Source organism: Bremerella volcania (assembly GCF_007748115.1).
GTDB classification, from domain to species: domain Bacteria; phylum Planctomycetota; class Planctomycetia; order Pirellulales; family Pirellulaceae; genus Bremerella; species Bremerella volcania.
Genome location: NZ_CP036289.1, coordinates 1,812,982 through 1,828,623, shown reverse-complemented (window position 1 = coordinate 1,828,623; position 15,642 = coordinate 1,812,982). Strand labels below are relative to the sequence as shown.

General features: G+C 57.5%; 14 protein-coding genes. 7 read left to right on the top strand and 7 right to left on the bottom strand.

Going from position 1 to position 15,642, the window contains the following annotated elements; all coding sequences use genetic code 11:
- Positions 1 to 7: 7 nt before the first annotated feature.
- The 7 genes from atpA to Pan97_RS07410 all read left to right on the top strand — a co-directional run bounded on the left by atpA (position 8) and on the right by Pan97_RS07410 (position 8,125).
- Positions 8 to 1,534 (top strand): F0F1 ATP synthase subunit alpha, encoded by a 1,527-nt coding sequence (gene atpA, locus Pan97_RS07440; RefSeq protein WP_144971480.1) that lies wholly within the window; start codon positions 8 to 10, stop codon positions 1,532 to 1,534.
- A 36-nt stretch (positions 1,535 to 1,570) separates the two neighbouring features.
- Positions 1,571 to 2,470: an ATP synthase F1 subunit gamma gene (gene atpG, locus Pan97_RS07435; protein WP_144971479.1), complete on the top strand. Its 900-nt coding sequence runs from the start codon at positions 1,571 to 1,573 to the stop codon at positions 2,468 to 2,470.
- A 102-nt stretch (positions 2,471 to 2,572) separates the two neighbouring features.
- Positions 2,573 to 4,024, top strand: a complete 1,452-nt coding sequence (gene atpD / locus Pan97_RS07430; RefSeq protein WP_144971478.1) for a F0F1 ATP synthase subunit beta — start codon at positions 2,573 to 2,575, stop codon at positions 4,022 to 4,024.
- 2 nt (positions 4,025 to 4,026) lie between these two features.
- The gene (atpC, locus tag Pan97_RS07425) at positions 4,027 to 4,428 is read left to right on the top strand and encodes an ATP synthase F1 subunit epsilon (RefSeq protein WP_144971477.1); all 402 of its coding nucleotides are present in this window, start codon (positions 4,027 to 4,029) and stop codon (positions 4,426 to 4,428) included.
- A gap of 260 nt (positions 4,429 to 4,688) precedes the next feature.
- Complete coding sequence (locus Pan97_RS07420; protein ID WP_165698650.1) at positions 4,689 to 5,219, top strand: FHA domain-containing protein; 531 nt, start codon at positions 4,689 to 4,691, stop codon at positions 5,217 to 5,219.
- A 36-nt stretch (positions 5,220 to 5,255) separates the two neighbouring features.
- Positions 5,256 to 5,453, top strand: a complete 198-nt coding sequence (locus Pan97_RS07415) for a hypothetical protein (protein WP_144971475.1) — start codon at positions 5,256 to 5,258, stop codon at positions 5,451 to 5,453.
- A 53-nt stretch (positions 5,454 to 5,506) separates the two neighbouring features.
- Positions 5,507 to 8,125, top strand: a complete 2,619-nt coding sequence (locus tag Pan97_RS07410; RefSeq protein ID WP_144971474.1) for a YfhO family protein — start codon at positions 5,507 to 5,509, stop codon at positions 8,123 to 8,125.
- On the opposite strand, the gene Pan97_RS07405 is transcribed toward Pan97_RS07410, so the two are convergent.
- From Pan97_RS07405 to Pan97_RS07375, 7 genes are all read right to left on the bottom strand, one after another.
- Positions 8,122 to 9,096, bottom strand: coding sequence for a serine O-acetyltransferase (locus Pan97_RS07405; protein WP_144971473.1), 975 nt, complete (start codon positions 9,094 to 9,096; stop codon positions 8,122 to 8,124). The genes Pan97_RS07410 and Pan97_RS07405 overlap by 4 nt on opposite strands.
- Positions 9,097 to 9,445: 349 nt before the next feature.
- Positions 9,446 to 11,539, bottom strand: coding sequence for an elongation factor G (locus tag Pan97_RS07400; protein WP_144971472.1), 2,094 nt, complete (start codon positions 11,537 to 11,539; stop codon positions 9,446 to 9,448).
- 115 nt (positions 11,540 to 11,654) lie between these two features.
- The gene (locus Pan97_RS07395) at positions 11,655 to 12,434 is read right to left on the bottom strand and encodes a hypothetical protein (protein WP_144971471.1); all 780 of its coding nucleotides are present in this window, start codon (positions 12,432 to 12,434) and stop codon (positions 11,655 to 11,657) included.
- Positions 12,435 to 12,446: 12 nt separating this feature from the next.
- The gene (gene hisA, locus Pan97_RS07390) at positions 12,447 to 13,169 is read right to left on the bottom strand and encodes a 1-(5-phosphoribosyl)-5-[(5-phosphoribosylamino)methylideneamino]imidazole-4-carboxamide isomerase (RefSeq protein WP_144971470.1); all 723 of its coding nucleotides are present in this window, start codon (positions 13,167 to 13,169) and stop codon (positions 12,447 to 12,449) included.
- Positions 13,170 to 13,286: 117 nt separating this feature from the next.
- A complete protein-coding gene (hisH, locus tag Pan97_RS07385; RefSeq protein ID WP_144971469.1) occupies positions 13,287 to 13,895 on the bottom strand; it encodes an imidazole glycerol phosphate synthase subunit HisH in 609 nt (202 codons plus the stop codon).
- Between the two features lie 165 nt (positions 13,896 to 14,060).
- Positions 14,061 to 14,861: an OmpA/MotB family protein gene (locus tag Pan97_RS07380; protein WP_144971468.1), complete on the bottom strand. Its 801-nt coding sequence runs from the start codon at positions 14,859 to 14,861 to the stop codon at positions 14,061 to 14,063.
- Between the two features lie 62 nt (positions 14,862 to 14,923).
- Positions 14,924 to 15,517, bottom strand: a complete 594-nt coding sequence (locus Pan97_RS07375; RefSeq protein ID WP_144971467.1) for a hypothetical protein — start codon at positions 15,515 to 15,517, stop codon at positions 14,924 to 14,926.
- Positions 15,518 to 15,642 lie beyond the last annotated feature (125 nt).

The following is a 15,642-nucleotide window of genomic DNA, read 5'->3' as shown; positions in this document are numbered from 1 at the left end:
AAGTTCCATGAAATTCAACGCGGACGAAATCGCTTCTGTCATCAAGCAGGAAATCCAACAGTTCGACACGCAAGTCGACGTGCGAGAGGTTGGACGCGTCCTGGAAGTGGGTGACGGTATCGCTCGGGTCTATGGCCTTTCCGGCATCATGGCCGGTGAAATGGTCGAGTTCCCCAACGGCACAATCGGGCTGGCCTTCAACCTTGAAGAAAACAGCGTCGGTGTGATCATTCTGGGCAACTACCTCACCATTAAAGAAGGTGACGAAGTCAAAGCCCTCGGCACGCTGCTTTCCGTTCCGGTCGGTGACGCAGTTCTCGGCCGCGTGGTCGACCCGCTGGGTAACCCACTGGACGGCATGGGCCCGATTCAATCGAGCGAAACTCGCCCGGTCGAATTCCTCGCCCCTGGCGTGTCCGAGCGCAAGCCGGTTACCGAGCCCATGCAGACCGGCATCAAAGCCATCGACGCGATGACCCCGGTTGGACGTGGTCAGCGTGAGTTGATCATTGGCGACCGTAAGACCGGCAAGACCGCCATCGCGATCGATGCGATCCTGAATCAAAAGAACACCGGCGTAAAATGCTTCTACGTCGCCGTCGGTCAGAAAGACTCGTCGGTTGCCGGGGTGGTGGAAATCCTTCGCCGCAACGGAGCCATGGATTACACCACGGTCATCGTCGCCGGTGCGAGTGCCCCTGCCCCGCTGCAGTACGTGGCTCCTTACGCCGGTACCGCCATGGCCGAGTACTTCATGTTCAACAGCCAGCACGCGTTGATCGTGTACGACGACTTGTCGAAGCAAGCCGCCGCTTACCGCGAACTGTCGCTGCTGATGCGTCGCCCTCCGGGCCGTGAAGCTTACCCTGGTGACGTGTTCTACTGCCACAGCCGTCTGCTGGAACGTTCGGCCAAGCTGAGCGATGAACTAGGTGCCGGGTCGCTGACCTCGCTGCCGATCATCGAAACGCTCGAAGGCGAAGTTTCCGCATACATTCCGACCAACGTGATTTCGATTACCGACGGCCAGATTTATCTGCAGCCTGACTTGTTCTTCGCCGGTATTCGTCCTGCGATGAACGTTGGTATTTCGGTTTCTCGCGTGGGGGGTAACGCTCAGATCAAAGCGATGAAGAAGGTTGCCGGTGGTCTGCGTTTGGACTTGGCTGCTTTCCGCGAATTGGAAGCGTTTGCTCAGCTGGGAACCGAACTGGACGAAGCCACTCAGCGCCGTCTCGACCGCGGTTACCGCATGGTGGAACTGCTAAAGCAGGGCCAGTACAAGCCGCTGGACGTCTACGATCAAGTTCTCAGCATTTACGCGGGTACCCGCGGCCACTTGGACGAAGTGCCGACGGTGGACGTGCTACGCTGGGAAGCGGAGTACCTTGAGTTCGTCAAAGCGAAGTACTCCCAGATTCGCGAGAAGCTGGAAGAGACCAAGGACCTGACCGACGAAGTCCGCGACATGATGGAAACGGCGATCGCCGAATTCCAGAAGACCTTCGTCCCGTCGGAAACCGCCGAAGTTTAATCGCCCCCGCCGCGATCCTTTTAGCCACCAAAGAACATGGCCAATCCAAGAACCCTCGACAAACGCCGCAAGTCGGTTCGCAACATCAAGAAGATTACGCGAACGATGGAGCTTATTGCCACGGCCCGCTTCAAGCAGGCCATGGATCGAGCCTCCGCGGCTACGGCGTTCACGCAGCGGATCACGCAGTTGGTGAAGGACCTGACCGCGGCCGAACTCGAATTCCAACATCCTCTTTTAGAGAAGCGGGAATCGAAGAAGAAGGCCGTGCTGCTGGTGCTGACCTCGAACCGTGGTCTGTGCGGTGGCTACAACGGCAACATCTGCCGTGCTTCGTTCCCACGGCTGAAAGAGCTGCGGGAAGAATACGGCGAAGTCGAACTGTGGATCTCCGGCAAGAAGGGGATCTCGATCTTCCGCATCCAAAAGAAGATGACGCCCGATAAGTCTTTCTTCAACTTCGAGGACAAGCCTCGTTACGAAGAAGTGGAGGCGATCGCCGTCGACCTGCTCGATGCATTTCAGGCCCACGAAATCGATCGCCTGGACGTGGCTTACATGAAGTTCGTCTCGACTTCGCGGCAGGAACCTTCCGTCGAAACCTTGCTCCCCTTGAGCGGTTTGGAAGGTGCTTCGGAGTCGAGTGCCGCGGAAGCGAAGCCGGCGGCAGGCTCGATGTACGAATTCATTCCTTCGGCCGAAAGCATCCTGGAAGAGGTCGTCCCGACCAGCTTCAAGGTGAAACTGTTCAAGTGCTTCCTCGACGCCGCGGTGTGCGAGCAAATTGCCCGACGCGTCGCGATGAAGGCAGCAACCGAGAATGCAAACGATTTGATCAAGTTCCTGTCTCGCGAATACAACCGCGCACGTCAGAGCCGGATCACCAACGAAATCATGGAAATCATCGGCGGCGTGGAAGCTCTCGCGAGTTCGTAACATACCGCCGTTCCCACACAAACCGCAGCTGAAATGCGAACCAGGCAAGCCTGCCTTCGCGTTCAATGCGATCAGAAACCGATTCCTATCGAGAATAGAAACATGGCGACTGCGACCGAACAGAAAATCGGAAAGATCACCCAGGTCATCGGTTCGACCTTCGACGCTGAGTTCAGCGACGGCGGTCTTCCTGAGATCTACAACGCCGTGAAGGTGAACGGCGAATACAAGGGTATCACGATCAACCTGACCGGAGAGGTCCAGCAGCACCTGGGGGGCAACCGTGTTCGTTGCGTGGCCCTGGGTAGCACCGATGGTCTGATCCGCGGGCTGGATTGCGTCGACACCGGCAAGCCGATTTCGGTTCCTGTCGGCAAAGCGACGCTCGGCCGCGTGTTCAACGTCACCGGCGACGCGATCGATGGTCGTGGTCCGGTGGATGCCGAGACCTACCTCCCGATTCACCGCCCTGCCCCGGCCGTCGACGAGTTGTCGACCAGCACGGAAGTGTTTGAAACGGGTATCAAGGTGATCGACCTGCTGACCCCGTTCGTTCGTGGTGGTAAAGCGGGTCTGTTTGGTGGTGCCGGTCTGGGTAAGACGGTTATTCTCACCGAACTCATCGCTCGTATTGCTTCGGCTCACGGTGGTTTCTCCGTGTTCGCCGGCGTGGGGGAACGGACTCGTGAAGGGACCGACCTCTGGCTGGAAATGCAGGAAACAGAAATCGGTACCACGGGCCGTTACGTGATCGAACAAACCTGCATGGTGTTCGGTCAGATGAACGAGCCGCCAGGTGCCCGTCTTCGCGTGGCCATGAGTGCGTTGACGATGGCCGAGCATTTCCGCGATGCCACCGGTACCGACACGCTGCTGTTCGTCGACAACATCTTCCGCTTCTCGCAAGCGGGTTCCGAGGTGTCCGCCCTCCTGGGTCGTATGCCATCGGCCGTGGGTTACCAGCCAACGCTGGCAACCGAAATGGGTGCCTTGCAGGAACGTATCGCTTCGACCAAGAAGGGTGCTATTACCTCGGTGCAAGCCGTTTACGTTCCGGCGGACGACCCGACCGACCCTGCCCCGGCCACGGCGTTCGGTCAGCTTGACGCGTTCATCTACCTGGAACGTTCGATTTCGGAAAAGGGGATTTACCCGGCGGTCGACCCGCTGGCATCGTCCAGCCGTATTCTCGATCCGCAGTACGTCGGCGAACGCCACTATGCGATTGCCCGCCGCGTGCAGACCACGCTGCAGCGTTACCGAGAACTGCAAGACATCATCGCGATTCTCGGTATCGACGAACTTTCCGAATCGGACAAGATCATCGTCCACCGTGCTCGCCGTATCGAACGCTTCCTGTCGCAGCCGTTCCTCGTGGCTGAAAAGTTTATCGGCAAGCCGGGTGAAATCACACCCTTGGCCGATACCATCCGCAGCTTTGAAGAAATCTGTGACGGTAAGTGGGATCACCTCCCCGAATCGGCCTTCATGTACGTTGGTTCGATCGAACAGGCCGAAGAACAAGCCAAGAAGATGGCTACGGAGAAGCGTTAATCGTGCCTTCCATCCAATGCATCGTGGTCACTCCCGAGAAGACCGCACTCGAAACGACGGCTGACTTCATCGCCCTGCCGCTGGCAGACGGCGAAATGGGTATTGGCGAAAACCATGCCCCGGTCATCGGTCGTCTCGGCTACGGCGAGATGCGGATCGTCTCCGGCGGTCAAACCGAGCGTCTGTACGTTGACGGGGGTTTCGTTCAAATTGCGGACAACGTCGTTAGCATTCTGACCGGCAAGGCGATTCCGCCCGGCGACATCGACGTCGATCAGGCAGAAAAGCAGCTCGAAGAAGCATCCAAAGCGGTTGCTCCGACCGACGAACTTGCCGCCATCAAGACGCGAAACATCGAGCAGGCCCGCAACCAGATCCGCACGGCAAAGCGATTCGCCAATTAGAGCCTGTACACTCTCAATCTCTATCTGATAGCATCCATCAACGATCGCGGTGCTATCGAAAAACCTGCGATTTGGCCGCAATCGGATGCGTGGCCAGATTGTCTATCTTACCGAAACGCCACCGCTGGTAATCTGCGCGGGAAAAGGCATCTTCTTACCGAAGATTCCGTGCGACATTGATTCCCTTTCTGGTCGATCATTTCAAAGAAGTACCGGCAATGCCGCTACGTGAATGCATTGAGGGTGAAGGTAGAGTCAGAATGCGTCAAGATTCACAGCTGGGAAACTCGGAAACAAATCCGCCGGGGGAAGGCCGCCGGTCAGGTGCCTCGCTGCGGATTGCCCGCGGTCAGGTCAGTCAGCGCGAGCGTGAAATCGAAGTCCCCGTATTTACCCTGGGATCGGCCAGCGACTGTGATCTGATCCTCGGTGACCAGCAGTTCCCTGAACTTTACGCCTACATCCTCCGTACTCACGATGGATACCGCCTGCGTTGTCTAACGGCCGAACCCATCCTGACGGTCAATGCCGAGGATACGGTCGTTGCACAGCTGGAAAATGGAGACCGGATTCGCTGCGGTCCTTACGAATTCCATTTTCAGAAATCGGCCAACTCTCCGATTCAATCGTCAGAGTTGCCCCAATCGAAAACGCCAGCGATTGACATGCCGTGGGTTGCCACCGATGGCCAGGCCCAGGACGGCATCGAGACGGTCCAGCGTTTGCTTCGCGACATTCGCACGCGAGTTCATGGTGGACCATACACTGAAGCACTACGCCGGTCAGCCTGACTCGGCATAACCCCGTGAATCGGAAGAGTAGGTTTGATGCAACCGATTGCTCCTATCCTTGGAAATGAGTCGATATCGCTCATGCCCTACGAGGACGACGTGCTCGAGTCGCTGCGCCAAAGCCGAACGGCCATCGCCACGAGCGACGACCCAACCGTAGTCATCTCGGCTCGCTGCGACCTTTTGAAGGATGAACTGCGAGAGTTGTACGAGCACTTGCTGGCAACCAGCTGAGTTCTTTGCAGAACAAGTTGCCAGCGAGATGCACGCCTATTAGCATCGTAGGCGTGAACAAAGACAACGCACCACCGCCGGTCCGCTCCCCTGCTCTGCAACGCTTGAAAACGTGCCTGGGTATCGCCCTGCCGTTTCTGATTCTGGGTGGCTTCTTCTTCGGACAAGCCTTCGTTGACCAAGAGCATTTCGTCTTTCGCGACGCGGCTCACTTTTATTACCCGCTGTTTCACGAAGTGACACGCCAATGGAAGGCCGGCGAGGTCCCTCTGTGGTCTCCCTACGACGGAATTGGCATGCCCCTGGCGGCCGATGGAACCAGCAGCGTTTTTTACCCGTTCAAGGCAATATTGCTGGGTCCGTTCGATTACGACACCGGGCTGCGCATCTACTATGTTTTCCACTTTTTGCTGGCCTATGCCGGCACTTTTGTGGCCGCTCGTACCTGGAAGTGCTCGCTCTTCGGAGCATGCCTGGCGGCCAGCGCTTACACGTTTTGCGGTCCGACCCTGAGTTATACGTGCAACCTTGTCTTTCTGGTCGGCGCCGCGTGGCTGCCGTGGGTGCTTGTGGCCGGTTGGCATGTCTTTAATAAGCCGTGTCCGCGTTCGATGTCGCTGCTTGCCGTGTGCCTGGGCATGATGGTTCTCGGAGGGGATCCCCAAGCGGCATTTCATTGCATGCTATTGCTTTGCCTGGGGGCGTTGTTTTTTGCCGTACCCTCGGCAGGCCTCTCCGATTGGAAGGCTTGGGCTCGACAGAGATCCGTTCGACTGGCGGCCTTGCTTCTGGCGGCCTCGTTCGCGGGATTACTATCGGCGATACAAGTTTTGCCAACGGCGCAGTGGTCGCAGCGCAGCGATCGTCTGGCCGCGCAGACGTCGACCAATGCCTATCAATTTACGGCGCGGTGGGCCACCGGGGAGCTTACCCAGCGACACTGGGACGATATCCGGGGGATCTACCCAAAAACGGGGCATGGACGACAAAGCTTCGATTTCAGCATCAGTCCCTGGCTGCTGCCCGAAGTCTTTTGCTCGAACTTCTCCGGCAAGTTTTATCCCCAGCGACAACGCTGGGCGCAGATCCTGCCAGGAGAAGGACGCATTTGGTTCCCGGCGCTGTTCGTGGGAACCCTAACCGTCCTCTGCGCGGTCGTCGGATTCCGATGTCGCTCTCGCGGCGGAATCGATCAGTTCATGTTGGCGATGACCCTCTTTGGACTGTTGGCATGTTTCGGCTGGTACGGGCTCGGCTGGATCGTGGGGGAGGTGTCGTATTTTTTCAATGGTCCCACAACGGACGATCTCCCGGTTGGTTCTCCGTTCGGAGGACTGTACTGGTTTCTGGTCGTATTCGTTCCGAAGTATGCGGCTTTTCGGTATCCGGCGAAGTGGTACATCGTTTTCTGTTTTGGCATCTCGATTTTGGCCGGTCGGGGACTTCCTCGAGCGATTCGACTCAGCGCGACGTCGAAGCGGCGGCTCTTGATGCTTGCGATTTCGAGCTTGCTACTGGGCGCCGCGATCTACCTTAATGCAGCATGGATCAGCACGACTCTGCCAACAGAACCGCCCGATGATTTGTTCGGTCCGCTCGATGCTTTGGCTGGAATACGAGACATGGCCCAAGGCATTTTTCAAATGGCCGCCGTCATCTTGCTGACCCTCTTGATCGTTGGTTATGCTCCGAAGCAATGGAGACCGGGGCTCCTGGTGGGACTTCTCATCGTTGACATGGCCCTGGCAAACGCCTGGGTTGCTCCTACCGCACCTCAAGAGGTGTGGAAGCAAAACACGGCGGCCAACGTGTTGCCGAAATCCACTTCGGACGACCCGCTACCAGGCGTTTATCGCACTCGAAACCTTCACTTTTATCCTACCTCGTTCGACCTGAAAGGTTCTGACGACCGGCAACGGGAAGGATTAGCGATCGATCGCGAGAATCTTTATCCTCGCTACCAACTCATTCAGAATGTACGTCTGGCACCGTCCATCACGAGTATTTTCCCCACCGACTACCAACTGGTGATCAGCGAAGCGTACAGCCCGCAGAACCGACCCCTCGTTTTAAATCTGCTGGGTACTCGGAAGATCTGGGATTACGGCCCCGACAAGGTTCGCGTCAGCACCAACAACCCAGATGCCTGGCCGGCCGCATGGTGGCGGCCCAATGCGACATGGATCGAAGCCCCCGACAATACCATACCGTCGCAAGCCAGCGCGACGGAGCAGATCCTGGAAGAGCTCCGGCGGAACTCATCAAGTCCCGGCGGCGTCCTCGAAGGAAACCCCGGCGAGCATGCCAACGATGCGCAGACTGCGGAAGATATACGCTCGGTTGAGGTCCTATGCCAACGCCCAAGAGCAGGCAGCATCCAGATCGAGTTGAAAGACGCCCAGCCCGGCTGGCTCTTTATCCGAGAGTACTTCGACGACGGCTGGACGTGCCAAGTCACTCAAGCGGATGGGATAGTCAGACCTGCGATTCCCATCTACCGGGCCAACCGCATCATGATGGCCGTCCCGGTGGAAGCAGGCGACACGAAGGTCACGCTAACCTATTGGCCTCGGTCGTTTGTGATCGGCGCGGTCGTGTCCGGCCTAAGCTGGCTGGCACTGATCGTCTTGTTCGCAGCCAAAGGCGTTTGGGCTGCGTTCGGGCGTCGCTAGATCTGGAAGTTGAGTTCCGGTTGCAGTTCTTCGACTGCTTCGGAACGAAGTCGCAACCGCGGCTTTTCCAAAAGGACCGTCGTGTTCGGGTCGACGCTCCGTGTGAGCCATACGCTCGAACCCACCACGCTGTGGTTCCCCACGACTGTTCGACCGCCCAGAACGGTCGCGTTGGCGTAGATCACCACGTGATCTTCAATCGTGGGGTGGCGTTTCATGCCGCGGACGATGTTTCCTTCGTTATCGGTATCAAACGAAAGAGCACCCAGCGTAACACCTTGGTAAAGCTTGACGTGCTTGCCAATCTCGCAAGTCTGGCCAATCACCACGCCGGTGCCATGATCGATGAAGAAGTAACTTCCGATTGTTGCTCCGGGGTGGATATCGATGCCGGTCTGCTTGTGAGCCCACTCGGTCATCATGCGCGGGATGAACGGCACACCCAACTTGTATAGCGTGTTGGCGACGCGGTAAACGGTGATCGCTTCCAGACCTGGGTAGCAGAAGATCACTTCGTCCAGGTTGGTGCAGGCCGGGTCGCCGTCGTAGGCCGCTTGCACGTCAGTCGCCAGGATGTCCCGCAAGTCGGGAATCCGATTGAGAAACTCGATGGCCATTGCCTGACCTTTGGCTTCGTAGTCGGTCTCTTCCATTGGATTGCAGGTATCCGGCTTGCCATTGACGCGTTCGTCGTGCCGCAGAGCCCGGGCAATCTGATTGGTTAATTTATCGTGCAGGCCATCGATCAGGTCGCCCACGTGATAGGTGATGTTCCCCATGTGCAGCCCTTCGCGGCGCTGGTAGCCGGGGTATAGGATCTCCTTCATGTCTTCCATGATCGAGATCACCACTTCGTAATTCGGCAGTGGGCAGTGACCGAGATGGTTGATTTTGCCAATCTGCTTGTAGGTGCTGACGATGCGATCGGTCAGCGTCGGAAGATCTTCTTTCAGGCGTGCATCGGAGGCCATGGCGAATATCCTTCTATATTGAACCGAGGGAGAGAGATGTTACGGACATGAACAGGTCTGTTGCGGCAGCAGGTGTTGGGGTTAGCAACAACAGAGGCAGGTTCGGCAGTAACAGGTTGCCAGCAGATGCATGGTTCGGTTCAAGTTTGCCGGTTGCATGGACTTTTCCACAGGGTTAATGGCTTTTGGATGCCCGGCCTGACAATAAGGTCACCAATGTTTTCGACGTGATCGGCAGTTAAATTGACCCTTATGGGAACAATCAACAAAAACGCCCTCGCTTTCGTATTTTCGCAAACTTGAAAGCGAGGGCAAGCACACGGACGGATCTGCCGCGGGAAATTCCGGGTCAGCTTTCGTCGTCCTCGACGATATGCTGGTGATGCTTCTCCTGCAGATGGGACGGCATCGGAGCATAGTGCGAGAAGCTCATGCTGTAGCTCCCCTGCCCTCCAGTCAGACTGGAGAGGGACCGTGCGTACGACGAAGTCTCGGCCAAGGGGACGACACAGACTACCGTTTGCATGTTCGCTCCGGCTTCCTGGGTTCCCGAGATCTGCCCTCGCCGCGTCGCCATGTCGCTATACACGTCCCCGACACAATCGATCGGAACGGTGATATGCATATCGACCATCGGTTCCAGCAGCTGCGGTCCGGCCTGCTTGCAAACTTCGCGTAGGGCCGCCGAAGCGGCGATCCGGAATGCGGTTTCCGAGCTATCGACCGGGTGATGCTTTCCGTAGTGCACCTCGACGCACAGGTCTTGCAGCGGATAGCCTGCCAGAACCCCTTTGTGCACGCGATCCAAGAGACCTTTCTCGACCGCCGGCATGAAGTTGCCTGGAATCGAGGCCCCCACGATCGAATCGACCCACAGGAAGTTCATCCCTTCGAAGTAATGGACATGCTTCATGCTGGGGAAGTTGTCCTTCGTGGCGAACTCGGTGATATCGGTTCCTTGAGGAAGGGGCTGAACGCGAATGTGCACCTCGCCGAACTGCCCACGCCCGCCTGACTGTTTCTTGTGGCGGTAGGAACCATGGGCCGGATAGGTGATCGATTCGCGGAAGGGAATCCGCGGTTCGTACGTTTCAATCTCCAAGTGATCGCGACGAGCCAGCTTCTCTTGGATCAACGACAGGTGAAGTTCGCTCATGCCGCGCAGCACCAACTCGTGCGTTTCCTGATCGTGCTCGATTTGGATCGTGGGATCCTCTTCGACCAGCTTATGCAGGGCCGCACTCAGCTTCGCTTCGTCGTTGCGACTCTTGGGACGAATCGCCACGCCCACCATCGGCTGCGGGAACTCAATGTTGGGAAGCTCCAACTCACCTTCGTTGGTGCCGGTATGCAGCTGATCCATCTTCGCCACGGCAACGATGTCGCCGGGGCCGGCCTGGTCGATCGGTTCCAGATGGTTGGCCTGCACGTCCAATAGTTGTCCAATCCGCAGCCCCTTGCGGCCATTGCTGCCTGGTAGGGTCATATCTTTGCGAAGCGTTCCGTTGTACACGCGGATGTAGCTTAGCTTCTGGACGAAAGGATCGATCCGCGTCTGGAATACCTGGGCCGCCAGTGGGCCATTGGGATCGCCTGAGAGTTCGATCTCGGATCCATCGCCACTTTTCGCTTTCCGATGCACCATCGAAGGAGGAAGGGAGCACAGCGCCATCGCGTCCATCAGTTCCGAAATGCCAACGGCCTTCTTGATGCTGCAGCAAACGACGGGAATCAGCGTTCCGTTGGCAACCGCTTTCGGAATGAGGGCTTTCAAATCTTCGTTGGTGGGCACGTCCCCTTCGAAGTAACGTTCCATCCACGTTTCATCCACCTCGATCGCCGCTTCGACGAGCGACTCTTTGTAGATGGCCGGATCGATCGGGGCGTTGGAGGTGTCAGCCTTCTCATCGAGAATATCGATGACGCCGACGATGGCGCCGTTTTCCAGCCGAGGAAAACTGATCGGCACGCACGCCTGGCCGAACGTTTCGCGGATCGACTGCATCAGGGCCGGAAAATCAAGGTGCTCGGTATCGATCTTGTTGACGACGATCATCCGGCCGATGCCGGCCTTTTCCGCTTCTTGAAAGACGCGCCGCGTGTTGACCGCGATGCCCGCGTGCGCGTCGATCACGATCATCGCGGTGTCGGCTCCGCGCATGGCCGAGATCGTATGACCAATGAAATCGGGGTAGCCGGGAGCATCGATTACGTTGAAGCGAAGTCCCTGATGTTGAAAGTGGGCGAGAGTCGCCTCAATGGAAAGATGGTGAGCCTTTTCCTCCGGCTCGAAATCGCAGACACTCGTTCCGTCGTCCACACTGTGCGTTCCGTCCACCGCGTGCGTTATCTCGAGGAGGCGGTCGATCAGGCTCGTCTTCCCAGTCGAACCATGACCGCATAAGACAATATCGCGGACGGTCTCTGTTGCACAACTTGCCATAACTAAACTCCTTTCGTGCTTTTGGGAATAGACACGAGAAAAGGGCTTTCCCACATGGGGAGTACCACGGGGAACCTCTTCTCCGTGGGGTGATTTGTTGATGGCGACTTAGGTGTTACTCGTCGTTGTGTGCTGCTTCCGGTTGTGGATCGTGTTGCTCAGTTGTTGAATCGGGTTGGTTCTCCAATGAATCGATAGGCCCCGGTCGATGAACGAACGGTTCCTTGGCACTCACTTCTTCGGTTTGAATCAGGAAAAGGTGAACCTGACCGTTACCCATCGGAGCGGCGAATATTAGCTTGGATGTCGGGAACTTGCCTTCGTAAGCAAGGGTTCCGCTGACCTCATCGAAACGTCCATTGCTAACGTCTTCGACGTTGGCTACACGTGGCTGGCGATGCGAGGTCTGAGCTTCGACTCGAAACATCAACCGCCCCCCTGCCTTTCGGACGCCCCAGAATCCAGCGAACTCGCCGCTCTTGTAGTCTGGGAAGGGACTGGTAGCAGAGTTGATCGTCGTAGGACGAATGTACGTGTAGCTATCGGCAAGACGAGGCCAATAGGCGACCGTCAGTTGCTTCTCGTAGAGAGGTGGCTCAATCTGACGTCGCTGCCGCGTGAGTTCGGCAATCGCATCCTCTTGATCAAATGCCCAGCGATACGGAGAACCGTCGATGGCATGGAAGTCAAGCTTCAGTCCATCCACATCCTCGGCCGAAAGCGTGGTGACCTGATAGCTCAACAGGCACCTGGCCGAGCGGAAATAAGAGAGATAACCAAACACGCCGGCAAACAGGGCGACGATCACCATCATCGCCCCCAAGCTGAAACGAAGTCCCCATGATTTGCCCGAGTTGGGGACGACCGATTCAGAAGTCAAATCACGCTCGGGCATGGAACTTACTGGTTACCTCACACCGCCAGCGGCCTCGACCGCCGCGCGAACAGTTATACGGCCTTCGTATAAGGAACGACCCACGATCGCGCCATCAAGTCCGGCTGCGGTCAGGTTCTTCACGTCTTCGACCGAGGTGACGCCTCCGGACGCGACGACCGGCAGCTTGACGGCTTGTTTCATGGCCTGCATCGCCTGGACGTTGGGACCGGCCAGCATGCCGTCGGTGGCGATGTCGGTGTAGATGATGGCCGCGACCGGCAGATGTTCGTACGTTTTGGCCAGATCGATCGCCGAGGTGGTGCTCACCTCCAGCCAGCCGTCGGTGGCGACCATGCCTTCTTTGGCATCGATTCCGACAACCAGCTTTTCCGGGAATTTCTCGCACATGGCGGCAAACCAATCGGGCTCACGCAGGGCCTTGGTGCCGATCACCAGGCGGGTCAGTCCGAGATCGAGAAGTTCCTGGATGGTCTTCTCATCGCGAATTCCGCCCCCCACTTCACATGGGATATCGACGGCAGCAACGATCGCAGAGATCGCGTCGCGGTTTTTCAGACTTCCGTCCTTGGCCCCATCCAAGTCGACCAGATGGAGGCAATCGGCTCCTTCATCGACCCATCGTTTCGCCATTTCAGCCGGGTCGTCCCCGTAGACCGTTTCGCGGTTATAGTCTCCTTGTTGGAGTCGCACGCATTTGCCACCGAGAAGATCAATGGCCGGCCAAATTTGCATCGTGGGTCCCTTTCTCCGCCGAACGGCCGAACCCTTCGGCGTCCTGGCAATATCTCACAACGGTTAAGAATCAGCAAGGAAAATCTTGCCACTAGATCAAGTTAATGCGGGGGATATCTACGCCAACTGGGCAAAGTTGTGCAGTACGGAAAGGCCTGCCTGCTGGCTCTTTTCCGGATGGAACTGCGTGGCGTAGAGGTTGTCTTTCCAGACGGCAGCGCAAAAAGGGCCGCCATAATCGGCCGTAATCGCCACCAGATCGTCCTTTTCTGGAACGACATAGTAAGAGTGAACGAAGTAGAAATTCGTCCCCTCGTCGATCCCTTCAAAAATGGGCGGTCGGTGCACGAAGTGAGCCTGATTCCAGCCCATATGGGGGACTTTATAGCCATGGGGCAGTTCGAACTTCACGACCTTGCCCGGCAGAATCCCCAGGCCCTCGTGTTCGCCCCCTTCGTAGCTGACGTCGAACAGCATCTGCAGGCCCAGGCAAATCCCGAGAAACGGGGTGCCGGCGGCTATCTGATCGCGGATCGGCCCTTCCAGATCGCGGCGGCGGATCTCGTCGACCGCGTCGCCACACGCCCCCACGCCAGGCAGAACAAGCTTGGTCGCCGCAGCGATCTCCTGCGGATCGCTGGTGATATGCGCGGCATGCCCTGTCTTTTCAAAGGCTTTTTGGACACTCCGCAGGTTACCCATCTGGTAGTCGACGATCGTGATCATCAGGCGAGCAAGTTCACTATTCGAGGCAAATCAACGACACATACGCAGCGGGAAAAGCATCCCCACGGCGGACACAACCTAAGGACAAAAGTTCGCCCAGGGGCCCTATTGTAGTTCGTTTTTGCCTGACTGGTTAGGCGGCAGAAGAGGTTCCCCAGAGGAAACCTAGTTGTCTGACTGGGGATAGATCACCAGGTCGACGCGACGATTCTTATGTTGGCCTGCCGGAGTCGCGTTGGAGACGACTGGATGGTTCGCTCCGTGCCCCACGACGACCAGTCGCGAGGGATCCATGCGGTAGCGCGAGGTCAGCTGATCGAAGACCGTTTGGGCCATGCTGGCCGAAAGCTGATGATTGGACGTGTACGGGGCCATCACCGGCTGATTGTCGGTATGCCCTTCGATGCCAATCTTGTTCTGAGGGAAGTCCCGCTGCAGCGTGCTGGTCAGCTGCGAGAGGATGTTGTCCGAGTTGGGAATGAGCGAGTTGGTCCCTGGCTGGAACAACGCATCGGCTGGGATTTCAATGCGAATCACGTCCCCATCTTGCCGGGCAGTGACCCCCGGGATTTGAATCTTATTGAGTTCCGAAGTGAGGCTGTTGTTCGGCCGAATCACCGCACCGCCGCGATACTGGGTCGAGGCCATCATGGTCTGAACTTTTTGCTGCTGCTCTTTGGCCAGTTCCTGCGACTGCGCCAGTTGGCTGGTCGTGTCATTCAATTGGCGGCGAACGAGCGAGAGTTCATCCTGCAAGATCTTTTGCTGCTGCTGAGCTTGAGCCAGCTGCGAGTGCAGGTCCTGGTTGGAAGCATCCAGGCCGGAAGCACGGCGTTCGAACTCGGCGATCTGAGCCTGGGTTTGCTGCTGCGCAAGGACTTGCTGCTGCCGCCAGGCTGCATTTTGATTGCAGCCCAAGCCAGCAAGTGCTAGCGAGACCATGGTGAAACAGCAAAAACGAAACATGGCAGGCCGTGTCGACTAAGGGCCGGGAAAACTTGAGGCAAAATCAGGAATTGCGGCGGATATTAACAACCCACCTTATCGTCGACAAGGTCGATTTCAGGCTCGGCATCCGCGAAACCCGTGGCCAGATCAAGAGATTCGATCGCGCGGCGGAAGTTGTCCAGCGGCTTGTCCGGCTGCGGCAGCCATGCATGCTGGGGATACTCGCCATAGAAGCGTTTGATGAAGTGCCGGCCTGAAAGGTGCTCGCAGTGGGGTTCCCACCCCAGGCGGTGCATCAACCGCGCGCTGATCTTCTCGTTGGAAAGCTCGCACACGCTGGCATTCGCCCCGCGTACTTCCGCCACCCAGTCCAGAACTTCCACGCTCCGGCGCAGCGTCTTCCAGGTCGTCTGCCGGGTCGACTCAATATAAGCCAGCGCGAGAAAGCCCGGCGAACTGATCGGGAAGTTGTAATACAACCGAACGTGATCCCCACCTCGGCAATGCTTCCAGCGGCCGAGCGTTTCGATCTCCAAACGGGAAATCAGCTTCGGCCACGGACGTAGCGTTAGCGAGTGGAACGTGCCCGACTCCACTCGGATAACGCCATAGCGCCGCCGACGTACAAGGTCGGCGGCATCGTTCAGGTTGCGGGTCGTTTCTGGCCAAAGCATGGGTGAGGTCCTCGAAGCAAGGATAGCTCACCGTTTAGGGTCCGCTTGTAGCGATTATGCCGCAAGAGCGTTTCCAAGTTAGCTGTAGCGGCCTGGGCGTCGGCGAGGCAAGCTGGACAAGGCGA